25 protein-coding genes and 1 pseudogene are annotated in these 23,814 nt (G+C 60.6%); 10 read left to right on the plus strand and 16 right to left on the minus strand.

The window, feature by feature from the left end:
* Window positions 1–247: 247 nt before the first annotated feature.
* The 4 genes from ACNJX9_RS39445 to ACNJX9_RS39460 form a co-directional block, all read right to left on the minus strand.
* Complete coding sequence (locus tag ACNJX9_RS39445; protein ID WP_439407425.1) at window positions 248–2,140, minus strand: recombinase family protein; 1,893 nt, start codon at window positions 2,138–2,140, stop codon at window positions 248–250.
* 400 nt (window positions 2,141–2,540) lie between these two features.
* Entirely contained in the window at window positions 2,541–2,732 is a 192-nt protein-coding gene (locus ACNJX9_RS39450) for a helix-turn-helix domain-containing protein (RefSeq protein ID WP_439407426.1), read from the minus strand.
* A 280-nt stretch (window positions 2,733–3,012) separates the two neighbouring features.
* Entirely contained in the window at window positions 3,013–3,255 is a 243-nt protein-coding gene (locus ACNJX9_RS39455) for an ester cyclase (protein ID WP_439410224.1), read from the minus strand.
* Window positions 3,189–3,374 carry a hypothetical protein gene (locus tag ACNJX9_RS39460; RefSeq protein WP_439410263.1) on the minus strand — a complete coding sequence of 62 codons (186 nt, stop codon included), beginning with the start codon at window positions 3,372–3,374 and terminating at the stop codon, window positions 3,189–3,191. The genes ACNJX9_RS39455 and ACNJX9_RS39460 overlap by 67 nt, the downstream gene beginning before the upstream one ends.
* 633 nt (window positions 3,375–4,007) lie before the next feature.
* Between ACNJX9_RS39460 and ACNJX9_RS39465 the strand changes: the two genes are divergently transcribed.
* Together ACNJX9_RS39465 and ACNJX9_RS39470 are read left to right on the plus strand one after the other, a co-directional pair.
* The gene (locus ACNJX9_RS39465; protein WP_439407427.1) at window positions 4,008–4,643 is read left to right on the plus strand and encodes a tyrosine-type recombinase/integrase; all 636 of its coding nucleotides are present in this window, start codon (window positions 4,008–4,010) and stop codon (window positions 4,641–4,643) included.
* Window positions 4,644–4,765: 122 nt separating this feature from the next.
* On the plus strand, window positions 4,766–5,416 hold the full coding sequence (locus tag ACNJX9_RS39470; RefSeq protein WP_439407428.1) for a uridine kinase: 651 nt from the start codon (window positions 4,766–4,768) through the stop codon (window positions 5,414–5,416).
* 111 nt (window positions 5,417–5,527) lie between these two features.
* On the opposite strand, the gene ACNJX9_RS39475 is transcribed toward ACNJX9_RS39470, so the two are convergent.
* The 9 genes from ACNJX9_RS39475 to ACNJX9_RS39515 all read right to left on the minus strand — a co-directional run bounded on the left by ACNJX9_RS39475 (window position 5,528) and on the right by ACNJX9_RS39515 (window position 13,331).
* Entirely contained in the window at window positions 5,528–5,755 is a 228-nt protein-coding gene (locus ACNJX9_RS39475) for a hypothetical protein (RefSeq protein ID WP_439407429.1), read from the minus strand.
* Window positions 5,742–6,101 carry a hypothetical protein gene (locus ACNJX9_RS39480; protein ID WP_439407430.1) on the minus strand — a complete coding sequence of 120 codons (360 nt, stop codon included), beginning with the start codon at window positions 6,099–6,101 and terminating at the stop codon, window positions 5,742–5,744. The genes ACNJX9_RS39475 and ACNJX9_RS39480 overlap by 14 nt, the downstream gene beginning before the upstream one ends.
* A complete protein-coding gene (locus ACNJX9_RS39485) occupies window positions 6,079–6,516 on the minus strand; it encodes a P27 family phage terminase small subunit (RefSeq protein ID WP_439407431.1) in 438 nt (145 codons plus the stop codon). The genes ACNJX9_RS39480 and ACNJX9_RS39485 overlap by 23 nt, the downstream gene beginning before the upstream one ends.
* 646 nt (window positions 6,517–7,162) lie before the next feature.
* Window positions 7,163–7,573, minus strand: coding sequence for a hypothetical protein (locus ACNJX9_RS39490; RefSeq protein ID WP_439407432.1), 411 nt, complete (start codon window positions 7,571–7,573; stop codon window positions 7,163–7,165).
* Window positions 7,570–10,737, minus strand: a complete 3,168-nt coding sequence (locus ACNJX9_RS39495) for a hypothetical protein (protein WP_439407433.1) — start codon at window positions 10,735–10,737, stop codon at window positions 7,570–7,572. Before ACNJX9_RS39495 ends, ACNJX9_RS39490 begins: the two co-directional genes overlap by 4 nt.
* On the minus strand, window positions 10,734–11,108 hold the full coding sequence (locus ACNJX9_RS39500; protein ID WP_439407434.1) for a hypothetical protein: 375 nt from the start codon (window positions 11,106–11,108) through the stop codon (window positions 10,734–10,736). Before ACNJX9_RS39500 ends, ACNJX9_RS39495 begins: the two co-directional genes overlap by 4 nt.
* On the minus strand, window positions 11,108–11,392 hold the full coding sequence (locus tag ACNJX9_RS39505; protein ID WP_246570852.1) for a hypothetical protein: 285 nt from the start codon (window positions 11,390–11,392) through the stop codon (window positions 11,108–11,110). The genes ACNJX9_RS39500 and ACNJX9_RS39505 overlap by 1 nt, the downstream gene beginning before the upstream one ends.
* A gap of 33 nt (window positions 11,393–11,425) precedes the next feature.
* Entirely contained in the window at window positions 11,426–11,638 is a 213-nt protein-coding gene (locus ACNJX9_RS39510; protein WP_246570931.1) for a helix-turn-helix domain-containing protein, read from the minus strand.
* Window positions 11,639–12,065: 427 nt separating this feature from the next.
* The gene (locus ACNJX9_RS39515) at window positions 12,066–13,331 is read right to left on the minus strand and encodes a tyrosine-type recombinase/integrase (RefSeq protein ID WP_439407435.1); all 1,266 of its coding nucleotides are present in this window, start codon (window positions 13,329–13,331) and stop codon (window positions 12,066–12,068) included.
* 477 nt (window positions 13,332–13,808) lie between these two features.
* Here ACNJX9_RS39515 and ACNJX9_RS39520 point away from each other — a divergent pair.
* The 4 genes and pseudogenes from ACNJX9_RS39520 to ACNJX9_RS39535 all read left to right on the plus strand — a co-directional run.
* Window positions 13,809–13,970, plus strand: a pseudogene (locus ACNJX9_RS39520) (DNA ligase); the annotation flags it as partial.
* Between the two features lie 817 nt (window positions 13,971–14,787).
* On the plus strand, window positions 14,788–15,819 hold the full coding sequence (locus ACNJX9_RS39525) for a Cj0069 family protein (protein ID WP_439410225.1): 1,032 nt from the start codon (window positions 14,788–14,790) through the stop codon (window positions 15,817–15,819).
* Window positions 15,820–15,822: 3 nt separating this feature from the next.
* Window positions 15,823–16,419, plus strand: a complete 597-nt coding sequence (locus ACNJX9_RS39530) for an ABC transporter ATP-binding protein (protein ID WP_439407436.1) — start codon at window positions 15,823–15,825, stop codon at window positions 16,417–16,419.
* On the plus strand, window positions 16,416–17,222 hold the full coding sequence (locus tag ACNJX9_RS39535; protein WP_439407437.1) for an ABC transporter permease: 807 nt from the start codon (window positions 16,416–16,418) through the stop codon (window positions 17,220–17,222). The genes ACNJX9_RS39530 and ACNJX9_RS39535 overlap by 4 nt, the downstream gene beginning before the upstream one ends.
* 13 nt (window positions 17,223–17,235) lie before the next feature.
* Here the strand turns inward: ACNJX9_RS39535 and ACNJX9_RS39540 are convergent, their stop codons facing one another.
* Entirely contained in the window at window positions 17,236–18,111 is an 876-nt protein-coding gene (locus tag ACNJX9_RS39540) for a LysR substrate-binding domain-containing protein (protein ID WP_057753954.1), read from the minus strand.
* A gap of 92 nt (window positions 18,112–18,203) precedes the next feature.
* On the opposite strand from ACNJX9_RS39540, the gene ACNJX9_RS39545 reads away from it, so the two are divergent.
* From ACNJX9_RS39545 to ACNJX9_RS39560, 4 genes are all read left to right on the plus strand, one after another.
* The gene (locus ACNJX9_RS39545) at window positions 18,204–18,743 is read left to right on the plus strand and encodes a DinB family protein (protein ID WP_439407438.1); all 540 of its coding nucleotides are present in this window, start codon (window positions 18,204–18,206) and stop codon (window positions 18,741–18,743) included.
* Between the two features lie 335 nt (window positions 18,744–19,078).
* The gene (locus ACNJX9_RS39550) at window positions 19,079–20,461 is read left to right on the plus strand and encodes a TadE/TadG family type IV pilus assembly protein (protein WP_439410226.1); all 1,383 of its coding nucleotides are present in this window, start codon (window positions 19,079–19,081) and stop codon (window positions 20,459–20,461) included.
* A gap of 9 nt (window positions 20,462–20,470) precedes the next feature.
* Complete coding sequence (locus ACNJX9_RS39555) at window positions 20,471–21,031, plus strand: TadE/TadG family type IV pilus assembly protein (RefSeq protein ID WP_439407439.1); 561 nt, start codon at window positions 20,471–20,473, stop codon at window positions 21,029–21,031.
* Window positions 21,028–21,621, plus strand: a complete 594-nt coding sequence (locus tag ACNJX9_RS39560; protein ID WP_057753964.1) for a TadE/TadG family type IV pilus assembly protein — start codon at window positions 21,028–21,030, stop codon at window positions 21,619–21,621. Before ACNJX9_RS39555 ends, ACNJX9_RS39560 begins: the two co-directional genes overlap by 4 nt.
* A gap of 15 nt (window positions 21,622–21,636) precedes the next feature.
* Here the strand turns inward: ACNJX9_RS39560 and ACNJX9_RS39565 are convergent, their stop codons facing one another.
* Both ACNJX9_RS39565 and ACNJX9_RS39570 read right to left on the minus strand, forming a co-directional pair.
* Window positions 21,637–22,536, minus strand: coding sequence for a sterol desaturase family protein (locus ACNJX9_RS39565; RefSeq protein WP_439407440.1), 900 nt, complete (start codon window positions 22,534–22,536; stop codon window positions 21,637–21,639).
* 129 nt (window positions 22,537–22,665) lie between these two features.
* Complete coding sequence (locus tag ACNJX9_RS39570) at window positions 22,666–23,736, minus strand: helix-turn-helix domain-containing protein (protein ID WP_439407441.1); 1,071 nt, start codon at window positions 23,734–23,736, stop codon at window positions 22,666–22,668.
* Window positions 23,737–23,814 lie beyond the last annotated feature (78 nt).

Raw genomic sequence — 23,814 nt, forward strand, 5'->3', positions numbered from 1 at the left:
CTGATTTTAGCGCCCCTATAATTATACACTTTCACCGAGGCGCACTGTGAACTCAGACAAAAGCGCGGACCGGCCCTATCAGGCCGGACGTAGCAAGTACTGAGTTAAAGTGAAGAACCGTAGTCACCCGGCGATGGAGCGCGAGCTGTGAGCAGAGCGGCAGGTCCGATCTGCAACTAACAGCGGACCTCAACGGCCGATTGGGCCACTTCGCCTTGGGGCCAACAGGAGACATCGGAACGACCAACTAGCTCCTCTCTTCTAGCATCGTCTTTGGCGGCGGTAGACCAAAACGAACGAGCTTGCCTTTCAAGGGAACTATGCCCGCAAGTCTGTAGGCTTCACGGAGCGAACCGAAATGGTTGATGACGCATTCGGCTGAAGGTAGAGCGGGGTCCGCATTGATCAAGAGCGCCGAAATCACTCCCTTCTTCCGGACCAAGATTTGCAAGCCGGTCAGAATATCATTCGATCGATAGTGAAGTTGGATGCGTTGATCGGGATGACGGGGACGCCTTCCGATCGTTGCCTTGCCGTCGCGCTTTCTCTTACACGCAGCCAACATGCGCTGTGAGTGGGTCAAGACAGGTAGGCCTGCAAATCTCCTTGCGTTATCGAGCGAGCCAAATCGCTTGCAATAATAGTCTGCACTGGGCGCGGCTTCATTTTGATTGATGACATTTGCAGTCAAGTAACCTACCGTTTTGTGCAGCTTGCGCAAAGCCCGGGCCAACTCTTCCTTTGTCCATCGAACTCCTTGATAGATCTCATCAGATCCTGCCGCCTTTCGTTGTTTCCACGCACGCTTTTGCGTTTCGCTATGGGAAACGACGGGCAAACCGGCTCGCCGGATCGCTTCAGATAAAGTACCGAACCGCCTCCTCACAAATGCCGACGATGGCAGATCGGCACAGGTATCGATCAGGCGGTTTGAAACAAATCCATTGGCCGCGTGTATCTTTTTCAGGCCGGCGAAAAGCGCTTTTTCACCCCAGAACTTTCCGTTCATCCCGAACTTTCGTTTGAACTCGGGCAGGTAGCCAATCGCAGCATAGGCGGCGTCGAGCGATCCGAAATGATTGACCACCGTTTCGTGGCAGGGCCCGTTCTGGTACTCATTGATCAATACTTGAGTTAGACGACCTTTCTCAGCAAGTAACGCTCGCAAGGAATTAGCTATCGATTGCTTGTTCCATCGCACCTGGGATTGAGCGAGGCGCTGTTGAGCTCTCCTAAACTGCTTTATCGGAACGACGGGTTCGAACGCCGCAAAGCGAGCCCACAGCTCCTCAGGGTTCCTCTTCGTAGGCCCCTGCAATTTCGTCGTTGTCACGTTATAAGTCATTCGACCGATGCAAAGTTCACAAGAAAGAATGTGCCGGACGGCTTGATGGCCTAGCGGTTTTCCCCCGTAACCGGGTATCCCTGTCCTCGACAGTCGTCTTGCAATCTCCGCTACGGATAGCTGTTGCTGCACAAACAATCTGAATATCCGCCGTATTACCGCGAGCTCTTCGGGCGGTCCGGGGACAATAACCACCTTGTCCGAGCTAAGCGCTTTCCTTTGTCCTGCATTTAGGATCTGTCGGGGATTGCGCGAGGCATCGACTAGAAGCCTCCTAAATCCATAGGTTAGGCTTCCACCCTGGCGGAAGCCTAACAAGGCCTGCTGGCGGTGAGCGCGGCAAACCTTTGCAGAAAGTTCACGGCTGTATTCGCCGGCCATTACGCGCTTCAAATGCTTTACGATGGTGGTGGCGGGCACGACATCGTTATCAAACGGCTCACCGCAATAGATTACAGGAACGCCCGCTTGTCGGCATAAAAACTCGTAGTGCCCGGCCTGATCTGGATTCTGAAACCGTCCCCACCTGCTGACATCCAGGACCAGAATGGCATCGAACGGGCGTTGCGCCGAAAGCGCGTCGGAAAGCAGTTGCCGTAAAGCCTCCCTACCTTTTAATGAGAGGCCGCTCTTTCCAGCATCTCTGTACGATGCGACGATCTTATAACCGTGCTGATGAGCATACTCCGCAATTGCGTTCTGCTGGTTTTCGGTAGAATAGCGTTGGACATCTGAAGACATGCGCAGATACTGCGCTGCTCGTATGAGATTGCCGCTCTCGAGCCTGTTTGTCATGTTTGGGCGCGTGCGCATACGAATATACGCTGGTACAATTTAAGATAGAATAGATCTGATTCGGCGTAAGCGCCAGCAATCCGGCGGCGGCGTCGGCTTCGAGGACAGTCTTCTTTGGGCCGGGGTCGGCTCAGTTCCGTCTGAGAAAAGAAGCTTGCAGCAATTCGGGAAAAGGGCTGCCTTAGGCCCATTCTGTTGATTTTCAATCGAGTAGCGCTGGTTTTCCGACGACGTTCGCAGTGCGGCGCGGACTGCACCATTGTTGCTCGGTGCGAAATCGCAGGACACTGAAACTGCCCTCGGTAAATCTGTCGCGCCAACGAGCGGCAAACAAGGAGGATGCCTCAAGCTGGAGCCCGCGAGCACACATCGTGCGGCGCACGGAAGATACGACGCTCCATCAGAAAAGATCCTCGATCGCTTTGACCGAACCCATGGTGCGTGGACGGATGCACAGCTCCAGATCGAGTGCGGCCAAGGCATCCGTGAGCGTGCGTATTTGTGTCGCTGGTTCGCCGGCTTCTAGCTTCGAGATGGTCGCTTGACGCGCATGCATCGTATCACCCAAGGCACTTTGGGTGATACGTTTCAACCGGCGGTGTCGTCTAATGGCTGCGCCAAGTTGCTGTGGGGAGCGGGCGATTATATCCATCGGAAGGCCAATACGCGAAAGCGTATAAAATGACACTATACGCAGATGCGCATAGTGAGGATCGATTGGTCTCTTTCTCTTCTATTCCATCCATCTATCAATGTCCGCTATGGGAAATAAAGTCTGATCCGCTCTTCCGTGATGAGCGGACCGCCGTCAGACCCGGCGCAACTTTGCGGGGGAGGCAATCGCGGTCCAAGCCCGTTCGCCCGACGCTGGACTAGCTGACCCATTCGCCTCGAACCGGGATACCCCAATCTTCTGCGATACGGCCTTCCTCAAACCGGTAAATGGCTATGGAAGCCATGCGCAGCGGTTCGCCCTGATGAGTAGCAAATAGCTGCCAGCGAACCGCGAGTCGATCGGCCTCCTCGACCATATCGAGTGCGACATAACTTAGCGGAGGAGTGAGCGTCCGAAATAGCGGAAGCAGCTTGCTTGCCCCCTCATGTCCATGGGCCAGTCCGGCTTGGTTGGCTCGACAAGCTTGAAATCTTCGGTGAACCATTCGTCTACGCGGTCGGGTTCGTTTTCATTGATCGCCCTCGCAATTTCGCGCAACAGTTCCTTCTTTTGCGACATTACATCTCTCCATCAGAAGCTCTGCGGTCTCGACGCGTCTACTTCGGCCTTTGCAATATCCGGAGGTTTTAGGCCCGGAGGGCTCACCATTGCCTCGGCGGCCTGCCCGCCGAGAGAGGCCGTCTAATAGCGTGGCAATCTCCAACGCCATGAGGTCCGGTTGGGGTCAATCGCGCCACTATGACCCTGTCGCGGCAGGGTCTGGTTTACCCTCAACTTCAGACGTAACCAGGCGACATTCCTAGTGACGCGAAGGGCACATGAGCTGACTCATGGCATCAGTTCTGTTTCAGGAATTCCAGGAGCGAATTGTTGACGTCTTTCGCGCGCTCTTGCTGGGTCCAATGACCGCAACCTTTCAAGACTAACGTCTCGCGAAGCAAGGGCACGAACTGTTTCAGGCTGGGGATGAGATGGTTCCAATTCGGCGATCTGTAAACCCCGTCTCGATCGCCAACGACGTAGAGGGCCATGTTGGTGATGCGCTCTTGCTACGGATCACGGCCGCGAACCTTTCAGAGATGGCTTTCAGCTGTTGACGATACACCACTTACGCAAAAGGAGAGATGCGCCAGTTCAAGGACGCCTAAGTCCGGGCACATGCTCTGCTCCCCGTAACCGAGGAGTATGACCATGCAGGATCAGTTAAATGCTGCCGTGACGCCCCATAGACGATTGCCCTGGAATAAGGGCAAGCTGATCGGGGCAAAGCCGCCGCTGCGACCTAAGCATGTCTGGTCAATCCGGACCAAGCTCCAGATGGAGAGCCGCATCCGTGACCTGGCCATGTTCAATCTGGCAATCGACAGCAAGCTTCGTGGCTGCGACGTCGTCGCCATCCGCGTCGAAGATGTTGCCGCGGGCGGATACACGGCGGATCGCGCAACGGTGCGGCAAAAGAAAACCGGGCGACCTGTCAGGTTTGAATTGAGCGAACAGACTCGCCAGGCGGTCGACGACTATTTGAAGACCGCCGGCAAACGGTCTGGCGATTTCTTGTTCACCGGCCATCGGGGTCCTAATCGAAGTATAACAACCCGGCAATATGCCCGCCTCGTCTCCGAATGGGTCGGCAGCATCGGGCTGGACCCGAGGCTATTTGGGACGCATTCACTGCGCCGCACAAAAGCTACCCTTATATATCGGCGGACAGGCAACCTGAGGGCTGTGCAGCTCTTGCTCGGCCATACCAAGATCGAGAGCACGGTCCGGTATCTCGGCATCGAGGTCGATGACGCCTTGGCAATAGCCGAACAAGTTGATGTCTGAAATACCTGGGCAGAGCGGACATGCTCTGCCCACCCCCATCCACCGCTTGGGGCCAATTGCGGAAAAGGACCGCTCGGTTGTAGGTTCAAAGTTGACTTTGGCCTCAACGAATCTGAATCCTGATGGAAAAGAGAACGCAATTGCTGTCTGAGTTGGCCGATCGGCTGGTTATGACGGCACCAGACCGGATCGTTCGCGTCGCTATCGACGGCGTTGACGGGGCAGGAAAGACCACATTCGCTGATGAACTTGGAAGCCTCGTTGCGGCTACAGGGCGGCCTGTCATTCGAGCATCGGTAGACGGATTTCATAACCCCAAGGCGGTCAGATATCGGCGTGGGCGACATTCACCGGAAGGCTTTTTCGAGGACTCGTACAATTATTCGGCATTGAAGCAATATCTGCTGGACCCGCTAAGTCGCGGTGGTTCTCGCAGGTATCGTCGCGCAATCTTTGATCATGTGACCGATGACATTGTACCTGCCAATGATCTGGAGGCACTCCCGTCTTCCATTTTGCTGATAGACGGCATCTTTCTGCATCGGCCCGAACTGCTTAACTATTGGGATGCTTCAGTCTTCCTCCGAACGCACTTTGCTGTGTCCGTTGCGCGGTGCGCTTCGCGCGATGGCTCGTCGCCTGACCCTGCGGCTCCATCGAATCGACGCTACGTTGAGGGACAACGGCTCTATCTTCGGAACTGCCAACCGGAAGCGAAGGCCACCTTCGTAATCGATTACAACGACCTTTCTGCCCCCTCGCTCGTGATCTGAGCAGTTCCAGCAGCAATGTCGCCTGTGGGTCAGACTCGGAAGTCGAGCTACGCAATCGCAACTTCCGCTTTTCCCACAACGGCAGACTCACGGCGCTGCGCTTTGAGCCAGTTAGTGCAAAGTCGCGGGCGGCCGCTCCATCATCGCCTGGACAAACTGCCGCAAGCGATCCATAGCTTTGCGGCGCCACGCCTCCAACTCGCCGGCGTATTTCGCCAGGTCAGCACGAAACTCTTCCCCGTGAATGTCGGCACCTTGAGCGAGCAGACGGTGCCCATAGGCGGTCAGCGCAAGATCGCGATGGCGGCACAACTCAGCGTTTGCTTCATCTAAAGTCATTTTGCTCCCCGCTTCGCGCCCAGTCGCCAAAAATTTCCGCTTCACCCGGCCGGACGCCGGTGTTTTCCGTCTCGCTATGCCAACCAAACAGCGACCCGGTGCAGAACATCTGCCAGGGCAGCAGGTCGAACGGTGCGCCCGCTTTTGCGCCGGCCGTCACCGAAAACAGCGCCGGGAAAAAGCGAATCACCCGGATCGCGCGCTCCGGCACCCAATGCAGCCCACGCGCCGGCCCGTCGCGCAGATCGCGCAGATGGCGCTCGGCCGCGTAGCGGACCAGCTCGCCAACGACTATGTCGCCGTCTACCGCCTGTTTAGCCCAGTTAGTTACCGGGTCTGACGGCAACGGGTTTGAGGAATTCGTCAGCGGCGGTCGTCCGTTTTGTTTTCTTCTGGACCTTCACAACGTTGCGTCGACGCGGCGACAGGCCGAGTTCGGCTTCCATTGTCGAAGCAAGCTCAGCCGCCTGCTTCAGCACGGTCCACGAAGGGTGAATCTGCGGCACCTTGATCTTCATCGTCGGGTGGATGACGCCATCCTCACCGACCGCGCGCGCCTGACGCTCGAATTCGACCTGGAAAACGACCAGCCGTTTGATCGCCGGGCCGTTGGCGACGCACAGCGTCTGCGCCTCCTTCATCTCAGACACGATCATGCGCCAGAAGTCCGACGCCAGCTTCAGATCGAGTTCGTCATGGTAGAGCGCAGTCCAGTCCGGCTCAGGCGGAATGCCGTCATTGCCGTTGATTGGTTTTAACATTCTGGGGAACCCCCCTTTGCCTTTCTACTCCCGGTGCATACGGCGCCCCCCGTGCGGTTCCGGCACCCCCGCGGCGCAACATTTTCGCTCCCCCCGCGGCTAGCTTGCGCTCCGCCATTGTGTCGGTCGGCGCGGCGTGCGGCGTGTGCGCTCCGCCCATGTCGCGTCGGTTTCCCTTCCGTTTGGTCATTGGGACTAGGGATCGGCCAGACATCAGACCTGTTCTGATGACTGCGGGCGCGAGTGCTGCAGATGTGCGGAAAGTCGGAAAGTGCGGAAAGTTCAGCCGGTTGGGCTCTGAGACGAATGTAATTCCCCTCTCCACCATCTCCGAATCTCTCTAAAATCGAGGCTGTGAACTTTCCCCACTTTCCGCACTTTCTGCCCTTTCTGCACTTTGTGCAAAATTGCAGAGCTCGCTGCGCGCCGCTATTCATTCCAGACGTCATCGCCGACGACTTCACGGCAGATGTGCGGAAAGTCGGAAAGTGCGGAAAGTTTAGCCGGTTGGGCTCTGAGACGAATGTAATTGCCCCTCTCCACCATCTCCGAATTTGTTCTTCTCTCTAAAATCGAGGCTGTAAACTTTCCGCACTTTCTGCACTTTCCGCAAAATCGCAGAGCTCGCTGCGCGCCGCTATTCATTTCAGACGTCATCGCCGACGGCTTCATCGCGCACCCCCTCGATGACCCGCAACACCGCCTCGAAGATGGCCGCATCACGCGCATGACTCGCGAAGGATCGCTGCAGCGTGTCGCGCTCAACCGCCGTCAAGCTGTCATCATTGGCTTGCTGAGTCAGCTCGTCGCACCAGATGCGATGACGACCGGCCTCATTCTCAACAGCAACCACCATGTCGAGCCAGCTAACTTCCGCTTCAGCGGGCCCGCCCCAACCAGGCCTGAGCAGATCCATGATCTCGGCCTTGTGCTGGGTTATCAGTTCAATCACCGCCTCAGGCGGCGCTGTGGTCGCCTCAAGCAACAGCACATCCCCTTTGACTGCGATCCGGATTCCGGCTGCCGTGGCCTGCTTGATGACCTCGGCCGCCTTCACAACGTTGCCCTCCACGGTTTTCCGGCTGCATCTTCGCCCGGGGTTTTGATCTCGTACTCGTTGGCCCGATCACCCGACTTCTTACGCAGAACCGCCACGCAGTTTCCGTCCTCCAAGAAGGCGGGGCGGTTCGTGAGGTGCTTTTGGAACAGCTTGCCAATGCTGCGGGCCGTCGGATTTTCGAGCACCTTGCCAATCAAATCGCCGAGCGCATCAGCCAGCTCCGCCGCCTGGTCTGCGTTATCCTCGATCACGGAGTTCGCCTTCGCCAGTTCTTTGACCACCTCCCGCGCGGTGAAGGACTTGCTGCCCCATTTCTTTTTCAGAATCGCCAACGCGCGTGAGGTCGCACTCGCTTCCTCCTCGTCAGCCTCACCGGCGCGCAGCAGTTCGGTGCAATCGATCTTGAGGTCGGACAGGTCCGCCGCATATTCGACCGGCCAGCCAATCAGGCGCCACCAGGTTTTGAACCGCGTTTTTGCCACCTGATCCTGCGGACAATTCAAGGCGCCGCCGATCAAAATGGTGTACAGGGCGCGCAGAATCTTGGTCCGGTTCGCTTGTGTCCAAGCCAACGGGTCGACGTGGGTGAACGTCCTGTTCTCGGGGTCGGGCCGATCCACATTCAGCGCCAGGACGAACGAGCGGCTTGCCATATCACCGCGCGGCGCGATCGAGTTGCCGGTGAAGAGTTGGATCGTTGTCGCCGGCACCGTCTCCACGTGGGAAACCCCCAACACGCGATCCGAGATCTCCGGGGCGGTGAGTGCCGCCTCAATGTGGGGGCAGCTGATCGTCGATCCGCGCGCGATATTGTCCCAGGCTAGCACCGCAACGCCCTGGCGCAGATAGGAGAACAGGGCTTTCTTGCGTTCCTCGACACTGTCCGACCATGCCGCAGCTGCGGCACGCCGGCCCAAGACGGCCGCGATGATCATGTTGATCAGGGTCGTCTTGCCGCCGCCGCGCTGGCCTGCAACCACAAAGAAGGCCGGGCGCTCTGGCAACAGCGCGCGTTGCATCAAGGTCAATGCCAGCAGGATCGCGACGCACTTGCCCGCACGATCCAGGGCCACATCGACGAGCCACTCATCCAACAGGAAGTCCAAGGACTGCTTGATCTCCTCCGCCGTCGGATCGCCATCAGGCAGACACGCGCGCAGAACGGGATCGATGCGGTGGACCAAGCCGGTAGCCCGATCGAGCCCAACGCCGTCGATCACCCGACCCGACTGGGTGACGAGGGGAGCGGTGTTGATCGCACGAACCACGGGTAGCGCGCTCTTGGAATACTCCATCAGGGCTTTGACATGTGCCGACGGCAGCGCTCCATAGTAGGATCCCGCGAGCGTGCATACCTCCCAGCGAACGTAATCTTCGAGCAGCAGCTCGACGCCGGTCGGCGTCAGTTCGACCAGCACCGGCTCCGCGGGCGCCGTCACCGACTCGGTTTCTTCGCTTGTCATGTTGGCGCTGTCGGCGGTCAGCGTGTGGAGCGACCAGGGCTGCTTGACCTGGATCTGCACGAGAGCACCCGATGCATTCCGCATCGGAGGCTCCTCGCTCTGGTCGGCCACCAGCACATCGTCCAGGAACGTGACGATGGGCAACAGTTCGCCATCGGGCTCCGGCCGGGGCCGAATAATGCGACCGTCGGCTTTCGATCCCCTGGAAGCCTCGCGCGCCCTGGCCTTGCGTTTCTCACGTTCTTGTTCGATTCTAGCTTTGAGGGGCCGCAGGCCCACACGCGCGGCCTTCGATACGAGCGCGACGAACTCCTCGAACTCGTCTTCCTCAAGCTCGGCCTGGCTCAGAATGGCCAGCGCATGATCGACCTTGCCCTCAGCGGGAGCCTGCGCGAAGGCCGCCTTGGCAGACCTCAGATCATGGCGAAGATAGTAAATACCGTTGCCATGGGCAAAACTGTGAATCAGCAGACTATCATCGTCCCCTTTCATGACCATCGCCTTGCAGCGGCCGTAATCGACGCCCTCCAGGGGATCCGCAAGGCTTTCGCCGATGAAACGATCCGGGTCAGCCAACACGTTGCCGACCGTCACGACGCCCAAGTCATCAAACTCCAGTTCGACATCGGAAAAAAGCACACCACGATGCCTCGCCTTGACCAGCCGAAGTGCCGTCAGGAAGGGCACGCCGGACTTGGCCGAGATTTTCTCGGCAAGCGCTTTGTCATGCTTGTTGCGGGCTTTTGCCGCCGATTTGCCCAGCGCCTTCGCACTGAAGGCCTTAGCTTCGGTGACGCGGTGGCGCTCGAATTCGGTCAGCCGGAGCACTGCCCGGGACGTATCGATCGCATCGCCCTCGAAGGCTTCAGGCGCGCGCTTCCCTGAATCCTGCGCCAGCGGAGGAACAACGACAGGCGCCCCCTCGAAGCACAGGCGCTCGCCGAACCCGACCATGCGATCGACGATGGAGCGGTCGAGCAGCTGGCCGGCGCCTCCGATCAGATGCCAGCCGAAGCCGTGCAGCCAGCAGCGGTCGTGCAGGTCCTTCAGGAACCGTTCGATGTCACGGCCATCTCGAACGAGCACATAGTGATGCATGCCATTTGAACCGGCGATCGGCTCGCCGTTGTCGCTGCGGGAAAGGCCGGCGCTTGTGCTTGCGCGGCTGACCCGTGCAGCGTTCGCGAGCTCGGGCGCAACAGTCAGCAACGCTTGCCACATGCCGCCTACGGCATCGATCTTGGCCTTGACCTCATCGGGCATGCCCTTGGTGTCGAAGTCGATCAGACACCAAGCAGGAACACCAGGCCGATAGTCGATGTAGCTGCGCGACCGCGTGATGGCGCCGGGGTGTTGGTCGAGCCTCTTCGGGATCGTCACGGCGACGGACGCAAGGAGCTCCGCCTTGAGTGCCCCAAGAGCGATCGCCTGATTGGAACGGCAATTCGCGATGACGCGAGCGAGGTCGCCCGCTTTTTCCACAGACACGCGCTCGGCCGTGCCGGAGACCATCCGACACTTCGATCCGTCGCTGTTGAGCTTGCCGTCGGCGTCCAGCGAGATGCGCTTCGACATCAGCGGCGGCACGTCGCGCTTGGTGATCAGCGTGATCTGCGGAACGTGCATCTTGCGATTGCCGATGGCATCATCGGCCGCCGTCGGTTCGCCGCTCAGCAGATTCTGAATGGGTGCGCTCATTTCGCGCACCCCGCTGCCCTCATGCGCATCTGCGCTTCGATCTCGCGCGCCTGGTCATTGTTCACGAGCTCGTACAGCTCCTGCGCGAAAAATTCGGGAAAGTCGGTGTCAAGATTGCGCGGGCCGATGATGACGAGCCGCAACTGAGCCCCCGGCGCGATATTCTTGACCGCGAGGTAGACCTGCCGGTCGGCCGCAACGGTTTTCTTCTCGCCCGACAGGATCGCAATTGCTTCGATCTCAGCTTGGCTGGCGCGCCGCACGCGGTGTTGCCGATGCGGGAAGCGCTCGAAGAACCGGCGATCGGACTCCGACACCCGATCGACGCGATCGGCGAGCTTTTGCAATTGCCGGCGCTGGTTGGGGGTCATCACGACTCCTCCTGCGAGGTGTTCGTGACGGGCTTGCCGAGCTTCTTGATGGCCCATGCATCAAGCGCCGCTGGCGAATACAGCGGCGTTCGATTGAGACGCTGATATTCGGGGCCGCCGCCCGTGCAAGCCCATTTCGCAAGAGTCTGCACCGCGACGGTGATACCCCATCGCAGCTCCAAATATTCAGCGGCAAGAGAGCGTCGAAGACGCGGCCTATTCAACCTCTCGGGCAGGCAAGCGTCTGCCGTTCCCGCCGAAGCGGGTTCCACGAACTCGGTCATCTGACTTCCTGTAATCTGCGGTGCGCGGAGGGGTTAAAACGGCTGCGGCGCGCGGAACGGCGGCATTCCCGTTTCGGCGTTACTCAGCGCGCGTTCGATCTCGGCAATGCGGTTTTCGGAGATGCGCCAGCGGCCTCCGAGGCGGAAGCCGAAGCCCGTCTCACACCAGCGCCGCACCGTCTGCGGCGTCACTCCCAGGCGGGCCGCCGCCTTGGTGGTGCTGATTCCAGATGCTAATGATTTCATCGTCACCGATCCTGTTAGGCCCTTTTTGGGCCGGGAAATCGGCGCACCAGTGCAGAGAGGCTGGCCGTCTACAGATCAGAACCGGGGGAATTCCGGGGAATTCCACCTACCCCCAGTTGACTACAATCTGAACACGTAGCAATTCTGACACTGCGAGGACGGCGATGCCCCTTCAAAGGAACCGCCCTGGCACTAGTTACGATCTAGCGGCCCCGAGACGCCAACCTCGGGGCCGAAATCGTTTCTAGCGTCCTCGTTGTGCGCTTACACACTCAAGCGAACACTTGAGTGATACTCGATGGCGACGATTTGGGAAGCCGGTTATCAACCACTTGTTGCTAAACCCAATAATCGATGTTCAAAACTATCCAACCGGTCATCGCGATCGATAGTTATCCACAGGAACTGAAACCGCCAGTTGTTTAACTCAACGCGCGCCGGCCGCTTTGCTGCTCAGCGACTCACGTGTCATGAAGCCGTGAATCGCGCGCGCAACGTTGTCGGCCGCTGCAATCAGCACGGAGTCCAGTCGGTGGATATATTTGCTAGTCACGTTGCCGGCGGTGTGGCCTAGCAGGGTCTCAATTGTTGAATCGCTATAACCGAGATCGCCAGCCACCGAGGCATAGGAATGCCTGAAGGTGTGAGCGGACACGTCGTCAAGGCCGGCGCGAGTCATGATGCGGTCCATTGCCCGAGCCATGCCACCATAGTGACCTGCGCTGCGAGCTGCCGGCAGGACATAGGGGCAATCCTTGCGGCGCTCGATCTTCGCCAGCACGTCGAACGCCGCCTTGCCGATTGGCCGCACCGACGCGCCTTCCTTGCTGTCCGCGAGGCGGAAGCAGCCGTCGTGTGCGTCTGTCTCGGTCCATTTCAGCGCCTCTACCTCGCCGAGGCGACAACCGGTGAGCGCAAGCAGCCAGATGCCGTGTAGCCCCTGATCAACATCGCCATCGTCACGCGCGGCCTTTAGTGCCTTGCCAACCATCCTGTATTCATGCGGTGTAAGGCGGCGGTTGCGCGACCCGTCAGCTTGCCGCTTGGCGCCCCGCGCCGGGTTGTCTGGTCGAATTCCCTCGTGAACCGCAAACGTTAGAATGCCGCCGAGAAGCCCGGCAGTGCGTGCAGCAGTGCCAGCGCCGCCCTCAACCACCGACTTGCCGCGCTTCTTGTCCGACTTTGCGATTCGTGCCGTTTTGCCGACCGTCACATCCTTGATGAACCGATTCACGTCCGCGAGGGTGAGGTCGCGAACCAGCTTGTTGCCGAGAAGGGGCTTGATGTGCTGTTCTATCCGTCCGCGATCACTGGCGAGCGTCGATGGCTTTTTAGGCAGATTGCGCTTCCCCATAATCAGGCCAGCTTCCGCCGCAGCAATGTAGTTGTCGCACAGCTCCCTGACCGTGATCGATTTCCGACGAGTGGCCCGATCTTCTGCGGGGTCCTCGCCGCGAGCAACGTCACCAAGGATGATCCGCGCTTCCTTGCGCGCCTCTTCGACCGTGAGCGCACCATGAGCGCCGATCTTCACCCGTCGCGATCGACCGGCCTTTCGATACTGTGCGACGTAAGTCTTGCGGCCGGAAATCCACGTGCGCACACCGAAGCCGGGAAGCTCCTCGTCCCAGGCGAAATAATCGGTATCCTTCGCCTCAAGCGAGTCAACGAACCGTTTGGTAAGTTTTGGCATTGGGCAAAACCTCCTACCGGAAGCACACCGGAAGCATCAGAACGGCATTCCGGGGAATTTCCCGGAAGAGCGTTGCCTTCCGAAGCTGGCTGTTTTAGCCCATTTGCCGTACAAAATCAATAACTATAGGCCTACAGGAAGCACCGGAAAACCCAAGAGACTTGCCCTCCGAAGGCAAAGGTCACACGTTCGAATCGTGTCGGGCGCGCCAGTAAAACAAGTACTTAGCGTATTTGGATTTTTCTTCCTCACCGGTCGGGTAAGCACCGGCTAAGCGGCAGGGATAGCTTGACGCATCGATTGCGAACACCGTGCGTGGAGAACGGTCAGTGATCCGCCGCGCGGCTGCCATCGGCTTCTCTCGCCAAGCCACGCCTGGTCGCACCGAACCACTTCCCGTTACGACATGACCGATGACGGGGTCGAACACGAGGCGGTCCGTGATGATTTTGAAACCGGCAAAAGCGCTTTGTGATCGAGCGAGGCGAGATCGGGCCCGATCTATTCCGAGCAGCCTGCCGGATGGGTCTCGAAGGGCTCGTGTCTAAACATCGCGATCGGCCGTACCGAGCCGGTCGGCAGAAGCACTGGATCAAGGTGAAGAACCGGACGCATCCAGCAATGACGCGGGAGCTTTGACGTCTCACGGGACCTTCTGGGCGGCCGGCGCCGCGGCAAAAAGCAGCGCCGCGCTTTCGACCACAGTAATTCTCCCGGCTCTGGAACATGGCCCCAATACCGGATTCGGTCGCGTTCCCATAGCCCGTGTACCCATAACGCCGGCAGCGTGACGCGACCAAGGCAATGTCTGCTTTGTCGAGGAGGCCGCAGCGGAAGGTCGGAGAGTCGGCCCCGACCAACTTTGGGCTTTTGGAGGTGGACGGGTCGGGGCCGCTGGAGGTGCTTGGTTTCGAAGGCACCAAGCAATGAGAAGCCTGCTCACAGATCGCAGGGCGGCTCTGTTCGCTTTCGCACAGTTCCAGCTGCATATTTTTCCCGACTAGATTCACATATTTCTATGCAGCCGGGGAATGAGCGAGGCCTACTCAACCTATTGCAAATGGGACCAAGAGGCCGTGGTGAGTGAAAGTGGGCGAACCGCAAGCAGATTTTTCATTCGAATGGGGGGCAAAGGTTGGATGGTTTACGATCGAGAGCGCCGGGGCCCGGCGCTGCTCGGTACGGACATAGCAGCCAATTTGACGAGGGAGCAGGCAGAGCGAGCCTACGAAGTTCTCACTCGCTCAACACCGGAACGCTAACCACGGAAGAAGCCCGCCAGCGTGAACCGGCGGGCCGCGCGACATCAACGGCCGCTCAGGGCGTCGCGGGGGCGCCATCAGCCACCTTGAAACGGCCTGATAATCTCACGTAGAATGTTCCGGAGGGGACAAGCAGACTCCCCGTGAGACTTCGGTCCAAGCTCTGCGCAGCACGCAATTCGTGGAGCTTGCGCATGATCGAACGTCAATCATCTCCCCTGCATTCCCTGGCCATTCTTTCGCGGGGCGACGCTGCGGCTCGCCGGGATGTGACCGCTCAGAACAGCCGCTTCGCCGACGTCTTCGCAGCGCTCGCCGCTGTTGGCATCGAAGGGTGCCCCGCGATCTATGACGAGAGCTTCGCCGGGCAAGTCCGCGAACAATTGCTCGCGGTCGACGGCGTGCTCGTCTGGGTCAACCCGATCCAGGACGGTCGGGACCGTGCCGGTCTCGACGCGCTGCTGCGCGACGTCGCCGCCAAAGGCGTGTGGGTGAGCGCGCACCCTGATGTGATCCTCAAGATGGGCACCAAGGAGGTGCTCCATCGGACCCGCTCGATGGGGTGGGGAAGCGACACGGCGCTGTATCAGAACGCCGCGGCGATGCGCGCCGAGCTGCCGGGCAGGCTCGCGAGCGGCGCGCGCGTGATCAAGCGCAACCGGGGCAATGGGGGCCAAGGCGTCTGGAAGGTCGAGAAGCTTCCGACCTCCTCCATGATCAGAGTGCTGGACGCGACCAAGGATGTCCCCGAGGAGCTGACGCTGGATGATTTTGTCCGTCGCTGCGCGGAGTATTTCGAGAACGGCAGCGTGATCGACCAACCCTTCCAGCCTCGCCTGAGCGAGGGCGTGGTGCGTTGCTACATGGCAGGCGATCGCTGCGCCGGGTTCGGCCACCACAAGGTCAAGGCCCTGGTCGCCACGCCGGCCGCACGTGCCGAGGCCGGACCGCGGCTCTATACATCCAACGCAGACCCGCGCTTCCAGCGGCTGCGCCGGTTGATGGAAGACGAATGGACGCCGCAGTTGACGTCCTTGATGGGTATCGCGAGAGATGACCTGCCCGCGATCTGGGACGCCGACTTCATGCTCGGCCCGGTCGAGGCCGAAGGGAGCGACAGCTACGTGCTCGGCGAGATCAATGTCAGCTCGGTGCACCCCTACCCGAACGAGGCGCCGGTGCACGTCGCCAGATGGGTTGCCGACCGGCTGCAGCGCAAGCGTTGACGCATGCTGACAGTCAGTGGGCTCAAGCGCCTGCACATCTCCGTGTCATTCGACCTGCAGGACGGCGAATGCGTCGCCCTGCAGGGGCCCTCCGGCGTCGGGAAGACCGTGCTGCTTCGCGCCATCGCGGACCTCGATCCCAACGAAGGAACGGTCAGGCTCGATGGCGCGCTCAGAGAACAGATGCCTGCCCCGGCGTGGCGAAAACGGGTGACCTACCTGGCCACCGAGCCTGGTTGGTGGTCCGAGACCGTGCAGGAACACTTCACGGCCTGGAATGACGCCCTGCCGCTGGTCAAATGCCTGGGGCTGCCGGAGGACTGCGGACCGTGGCCGGTGCAAAGACTTTCGACCGGCGAGCGTCAGCGATTGGGGCTTGTGCGTGCGCTGATGCTGCGCTCGCGGGTGCTTCTGCTGGACGAGCCGACCTCGGCGCTCGACACGGCATCCACCGCGGCCGTGGAATCCTTGATCGCCGCACGCATGGCGGATGGAACGAGCGTCGTTTGGAGCACCCACGACGATGCCCAGGCCCGCCGTGTGAGCTCAAGGATATTTGCCATGAGGCCCGGCGGCCACATCGAGGAAAGCCGGCCATGACCTACATTCAGCTTTCGTATGGTGATCTCGCCCTCCCCGCTCTGCTTGTCGTCATGGATGGCGTTCTCTCGATTGTTCTCCGCCTCGAGCTTGAAAGACAACTTGCCATCGCGACGGTACGCATGGTGGTTCAGCTCGTCCTCGTCGGATATTTGCTGACGTTCCTGTTTGTCGCAGTGTCGCCGCTCTGGACCGCCGTCGCCGCCTGCGTCATGGTCCTGTTCGCCTCTCGCGAGATCGTCGCGCGGCAGAAGCGGCGGCTGCCGGGCATCTGGAGCTATGGCCTCGGCGGGGGATGCATGCTGCTCGCCGCCGGTACGGTCACGATATTCGCGCTCCTGACGGAGCTACGCCCCGATCCATGGTATCACCCGCGCTATGCGTTGCCCTTGCTGGGCATGATCCTCGGCAACACCATGACCGGGATAAGCCTCGGCCTGGACGTGCTGACGAATAGCCTGGTGCGCGAACGCGCCGCCGTGGAAGCGTGTCTCGCCCTCGGTGGCACCCGGTATCAGGCTCTGCTTCCGGTCATACGCGACGCGTTAAGAAGCGGCTTCATGCCGATCATGAACAGCATGGCGGCGATCGGCCTGGTTTCCTTGCCGGGAATGATGACTGGCCAGATTCTTGCGGGCGTCGACCCGATCGATGCGGTCAAATATCAGCTGTTGATCATGTTCCTGATCGCCGGCGGCACCGGGCTCGGAACGCTTGCTGCCGTCCTGGGTGGTGCACACCTGCTGACCGATCATCGCCACCGGCTGCGTCTCGATCGAATGACCCTGGACACGTTCAGTTGAAGGCTCACGCGTTTCATTGCGATGTCGCGGCGCCGGCTTCCGCCCTCGATCGCGCCGAGACGGCAACAATCCATTGCTCGAATGCGCCGAGGATCCGATCGTTTCGGCGAACGGATCGACTCAGGAGATAGTAGCCCTCATCAAGCGTGATCGGTGGCGCGAGGAGCTGTAGGCGCCGGCTCGAAAGGTGCTCGTCGACATAGGCCATGTCGATCATCGCGATGCCCCCGCCGGCCAGCGCCGCCTCGAGCGCTTGCGCGCGTGACTCGACGACCAGGCCGCCGTCATCAGGCCTTCCAGCGCGCCGGGATGCCGTCCACCAACGCGACCAGTCCCGAAAGCGGGAACGGGCACGGATGATGGAGCTTCCTTCAAGGTTCTGATCGGCGCCCGGCGCGGCCACGGGCGCGAGGGTCTCGCGAAACAGCAAGGTCGCGGTCAGCCCGGGCCAGTTTCCCAATCCGTGCCTGATAGCGCAGTCGAAATCCTCGGCCTCGAGATTAATAGCCCGACGCGTCGTCGTGAGTGCAACCTCGATGTCGGGATGCAGGGCTCGGAATTCCGGCAACCGCGGCAGCAGCCAGTGCGACGCCAGGGTCGCGACCGTGCTGATGCGCAATTGGGAGCGTCGCCGGCGGATCGGTTCGACAGCGGCCTCGATGCGGTCGAGGGCGTCGCCCATCACCGCGATGAGCGCCTCGCCATCATCGGTCAGCACGACACTGCGCCCTTGCTTCTGCATGAGGATAACGCCGAGCTGGCGCTCGAGATCTGCGACCCGGTGGGACAGCGCCGAGCGGCTGACGCCGAGAATATCAGCCGCTGCCGTGAGGCTGCCGGTCTGCGACAGCAGGGAAAGCGCCTGCAAACCTCTGAGCGACGGAAGCATGACCGGGCGAACCGACTGGTGATGACAGGTGAGATTATCTCACGCTTCGATCCCGCGGCAAACTGCTACCGACAAGACGGGAGGACCGCCCGATGCCGAATCTGTTCCAACAGCTTGCTGCCTATAATGCCTGGGCCAATGCCCGACTCTACGAAGCGGCGCTTGCGCTGCCGGAGGAGCCTTATTTCGCCGACACGGGCGTGTTCTTCCGCAGCCTGCATGGGACGCTGAACCACCTTCTCTTGACGGACAGGCTTTGGCTGACCCGGCTCACCGGTGTGGGCCAGCAGCCAAAGCGGCTCGACGAGATCCTCTACAGGGATCGCCGGGAGTTGACGCTGGCGCGCCTTGCCGAGGACGCGCGCCTCATCGCATTGGTCAGCGGTTACGACGAGGAGGCTCTGGCGCGGCCGCACGCTTATCAGACGACGTCGGGCAAGCCGCAGGAACAGCCGCTATCGGACATCCTGCTGCATCTTTTCAATCATCAGACGCACCACCGCGGCCAGGCTCATGCATGCTTGTCGATCTTGACCAGGCAGGAGCCACCCTCGCTCGATCTGCTTGTGATGCAGCGGGGGCTTCCGCCGCCTGATCTCGCGGAGCGTTTGGGCTCGTCCACGCCGGCGTGATCGTGCAAATCGGGCCGTTGCGATTTCGCCTGGCCTGCTCAAATTGCCCTGATAGCGTCGGGTGCGCCAATGGCCGACAAGCCGCGGCTCCCAATACCGCCGCTTTGCGGTGACGTTTTTACGGCCGGTTAATTGCGTCGCTTCAATCCGACGCATGCGACATCAGGCACCCCATATTCGCGCGGTGCCAGTAAGTGTTGCTTAAATAGCCAGCTTTCAAAGTTCCCCTGCCGAGAGACAGGCGGAGGCTTTTCGATCCGCCCTGTCCCGACACGCGATACCTGAACTGACGGGAATTGCCTGTGACGTGGTTAACGGCGATTAGGATGAAGGTCATGCTGCGCGGCTCGCTTTATCGGTTTGTCCGAGATCGCAAGGCCAACGTTGCCGTCATATTCGCGATCCTGCTGTTCCCGACCGTCTATCTGCTGGGCATGACGCTCGACTACACGCAGGCTCAGCGCCGGCAATCGCAGCTGGACGCCGCAGCCGATGCCGCCGCGATCGCGGCCGTGACCCCGTCGATGATGGCCCAGAGCACGACCGTCGCCCGGACCACCGCCACGAATATCTTCAACGCGACGGCAAACGCGATCGCCGGCGGCCTATCGGGGAATCCCGTACTGACGGTCAATGTCGGCAATGTCGGCCTGGTGCGCACCGCGACCGTCACCTACACCGCAAACTCCAGCAACGCCTTCCCGAGCCTGCTCGGCACCTCCGTGTGGCCGATCAAGGGCTCCGCGACGGCCAGCGCTTCGGGCGCGCCCAACATCAACTTCTATCTGCTGCTGGACGATTCGCCGTCGATGGGCATCGCTGCTACGTCGACAGATATCACCAACATGATCAATGCGACCGCGAGCCAGCCCTCCGGCTCGAGAAACTGCGCCTTCGCCTGTCACGAATCGCATCCCGAGAAGGACTCGGGCGCGAGCGCGTCGACCAAGGACAACCTCACCATTGCACGCAACAACAACATCACGCTGCGTATCGACCTGGTGGCCCAGGCAACCGCGAGCCTGATGAGCACGGCGCAACAGACCGAAGCGCAGCAGAACAACACCTACAAGGCCGCGATCTACACGTTCGACTACGGCTTCAACACGATCTATGCGCCGTCGGGGCTGCCGTCCGCCGACCTATCGACGGCCGCGAGCCAGGCTGCCAATAATATTTCGCTTGTCACCGTCGATCATCAGAACTGCGTGGCCTCGGGATGTCCCATCGGCACCGACTATGGCACGGACATCGAGAATGCGCTGACGAGCGTCAACGCTCTCATGCCCGCTCCCGGCGGAGGCAGCAATCAAACCGGGGATACGCCTCAGGAAGTGGTGTTCCTCGTCACCGACGGGGTCGACGACAAGATCGTATCGATGAGCTCGTCCTGCAGCGGAACGCCGATTGCCACCGGCTCCAAATTTCGCTGTCAGCAACCGATCAACACCTCGATCTGCACGACGATCAAGAACCGGGGAATTCGGATCGCGGTGCTCTATACCGAGTACCTGCCGCTCACAAGCAACGGCTGGTACAATTCGTATATCGCGCCATTCAACAATCCGTCGTCGTCGACCGGGCAGATTGCTCAAAACGCAAAATCCTGTGCCTCGCCCGGTCTGTTCTACGACGTGCAATCGGGCGGCGACATCACCGCGGCACTCCGGCAACTGTTCCTGTTGGTCGTGGAAACGGCCCCTCACCTGACCAACTGAGCGAGTGTCATGCCCAAGTCGCGAGCGGTAGCCGGACAGCGACGCCTTCGCCAGATGTTCGCGGCGTTCCGCAACGACGAGAACGGCGCAAACGCGGTCGAATTCGCCCTCGTCGCGCCGATATTCATCGCGTTGCTGGTCGGAATCATCCAGATCTTCCTGGTTTTCTTCGGCCAGCAATTGCTCCAGCAGGTCGTGCAGCAGTCCGCCCGGCAGATCATGACGGGTCAGGTGCAGGGGGCCGGGATGACGCAAACCCAGTTTTCGACCCTGGTCTGCTCGCAGGTCCGCATCATCTTCAGCTGCAACAATCTGATGATCAGCGTCCAGTCGGCGAGCAGCTGGTCGGCGTTGAGCGCGGCTGCACCGACATTGACGTTCAATGCCGATGGCACCGTCTCCAACAACTGGCCCTACAATCCGGGCGGCCCGTCCGACAAGGTCATCCTGGAGGTGATCTACCAATGGCCGGTTTTCGGGGGACCGCTCGGCTTTACCCTGGCAAACCTGCCGAACGGCAATCGCCAGATCACGGCGTCCGCTGCTTTCCAGAACGAGCCCTATCAATGACCCGCTTGCCCGTGCGCCTGAGACGGTTCCGAGCCAACGAAGATGCCGTGGCGGCCATCGAGTTTGCCATCGTGCTGCCGTTCATGCTGCTGCTGTGCATGGGCGGCGTCGAACTCGGCAACGCCCTTTCGATCAACGTCAAGGTCACGGCCACGGTCCATACCATTGCCGACATTCTGTCGCAGAACAAGTGTGTGACCACGAGCGACGTCACCGGCATTCTCAACGCCTCGTCGAAGGTTCTCTCCCCGTATGACGTCACCAAAGCGGTCGTGACCGTCTCGGAGGTGCAGCCGACCGGCGATAACGTTACGGCCAAGGTGATCTGGAGCCAGTCCCTCAACGGCGCCGCAAGGACAGCCGGCTCCACCGTCACCCTGCCGACCTCCCTGACGGGGGTGCCGACCACCAGCGGGCTCATCCTCGGTGAGGCGACCTATGCCTATACCCCGAATCTCGGCTACACCATCAGCGGCACCGTCACGCTCCGCGACAGCTATTATCTGTACCCGCGCCAGACGAACTTCGTCCCGACCATCACGAGCGGATCGACACCGCCTGTTCCGACGACGTCCTGTCCGACGTCGTGATGACGAAAGGGCTCTTCATCGGAGAGCCCGAGCGCTGCTCCCGCCGTCATTCGCATGTGACGGCACGACGGACGGCACCGATGGATTGTCGCCGGGCGGGCCGATCAGGCAAGAGAGCCGGGCACGCCAGGTCGGCGATCGCCAGAGATCGCGCCCGAGCGCGCCCCATTCGTGAAATGCGATGACGACCGGATTGTTGGAGCATAGCGGCTTCACCAGTCCATAGCGGCACGGCAGGTCGTCGCGTTCGGCGACGAAGGTGCCGAACATCCGGTCGAACACGATGAAGATGCCGCCGTAATTGCGGTCGAGATATTCCGCATTGCAGGCGTGGTGCACACGATGGTGCGAGGGCGTGTTCAGCACGTATTCGAGCCAACCGAGTTTCGGAATCCATTCCGCATGCAGCCAGAACTGGTAGAGCAGGTTGATGCCGGCGGCGATGAACACCGGTCCCGGCGCGAAGCCGAGCCAGATCATCGGCACGTAGAAGACAGCGGCGCCGGTCAGCTTCCCGGTCCAGCCGAAGCGGTAGGCCGCGGCGAGATTGAACTCGTTCGAGGAATGATGGATCGCATGCGTCGCCCAGAACCAGCGAACGCGGTGGCTGGCGCGATGGAACCAGTAATAGCTCAAGTCCTGGGCGATCACGAGCACGACCACCGCAAGGCTGCTGTTAAGCGGTACGCTGAACAGCCGGTGCTTCCAGGCCAGATCGACCAGCGGCTGCGCGATGCTGAGCGGCAACAACGTGTAAACGAGATATTGCCGGCCGAGCGCATCGACCAGCGAGGCCCAATAGGCGCGCCAATTGTAGTCACGCCGCATCACCAGGGCCAGGACGAGCCCCTCCAGCGTCGCGATCACGATCACCGCGGGAAGGCTGAATTGCAGCACTTGGATCAATAGATTCATGGCAACCTCGCATCAGCAGGCTGCTCGCCTGCCGGACAAGGGGTTGCACGCAAAGGACGCGGCGGCGCGCCGATTCCTGAAAGCCGGCTGGCCGATTCCCGCAAACGGCCAGTCAGGTCAGAGAAAAGGCTAAGTTTCTGCCCCTGCGACCCCGCCGATACGCGCCCGCCGGTATTCGGACGGCGTCAGGCCGGTCTGCGCCTTGAAGGCGCGATTGAACGGCCCGATCGAGCCGAAGCCGGCATCGAGCGCAATGGTCAGGATCGGCACGGCGGCTTGTTCGGGATCGCTCAGGGCAGCCTCGGCCTCGGCGAGGCGATAGCCGTTCACGAAGGCGCTGAAATTGCGATAGCCAAGCTGCCGGTTGATCAGATGGCGCAGCCGGTATTCCGGAATGTCGAGCTTTTGTGACAGTGTTGCGACGCTCAGGTCCGGCTCACGGAAGACCTTGTCGTGATCGAGCAGGCGCCGCAGCGCCGCGAGTTCGGCTGCATCGGGCTCGGTCGCGAGCACCGCGGGCGACGGATCGCGCGGAATGACAACCGGCTGTCTTGCCACGGCCGTCGCCGGCATCAGCGACGCATCATTCGCAACCGGCGTCCCCAGCACGGCGAACAGGAAGATCAGTGCCGCCAGGCCGGCCGCGTTGGCAAGACTGAGCGATGACACCGAGAGCCCACCAGGCCAGAGCCATTCGGAGACGATGACGAGCAGGCTATAAAGCAGGGTAACGATTGCATACCAGACGCGGAGCCGTCGCCTCTTCTCCACAAGGTCCGCGGCGCGTCCGGCCAGCGCATGCCAGACGCCGAGCAGGAGAAGAAGTACAGCCAGGCAAGTATGCGCCACATCGAAGGACATCGGGTGCCTGAACATGTCGATCAGCGCGAAGCCCATCAGCGCCAGCCAACCGAGCAAATGGTACCAGCGCAGGCGAAATTCGTCGACGAAGACAGCGCTCATCGCAATCCAGAACGCCGCTGGAGTGCCGGCGTTGAGGAGATGGATGGGAATGCGCAGCGGCAGAGCCAGCGTACCGAAGTCAGCTGCCGAATCGACGATATAGGCCGCGATGCTTGCCGACAGCAGTGCCAGATAGCGGCTGATCGGATCACGCCGCGCATCGCGCGCGGCAACCGTCACACGGAAGAGCAGAATGACGACGGCTCCTCCTCGCAACGCGGCTTCCAGGGTCGACATGCAATTCAACAGTCCGGTTGAGATCGTTCCGGGAAAAGGGACGGAAAGATTATCGCATCAGATCAGTCTCGTATGTTC

This window comes from Bradyrhizobium sp. BLXBL-03 (assembly GCF_051853015.1).
GTDB lineage: Bacteria > Pseudomonadota > Alphaproteobacteria > Rhizobiales > Xanthobacteraceae > Bradyrhizobium > Bradyrhizobium manausense.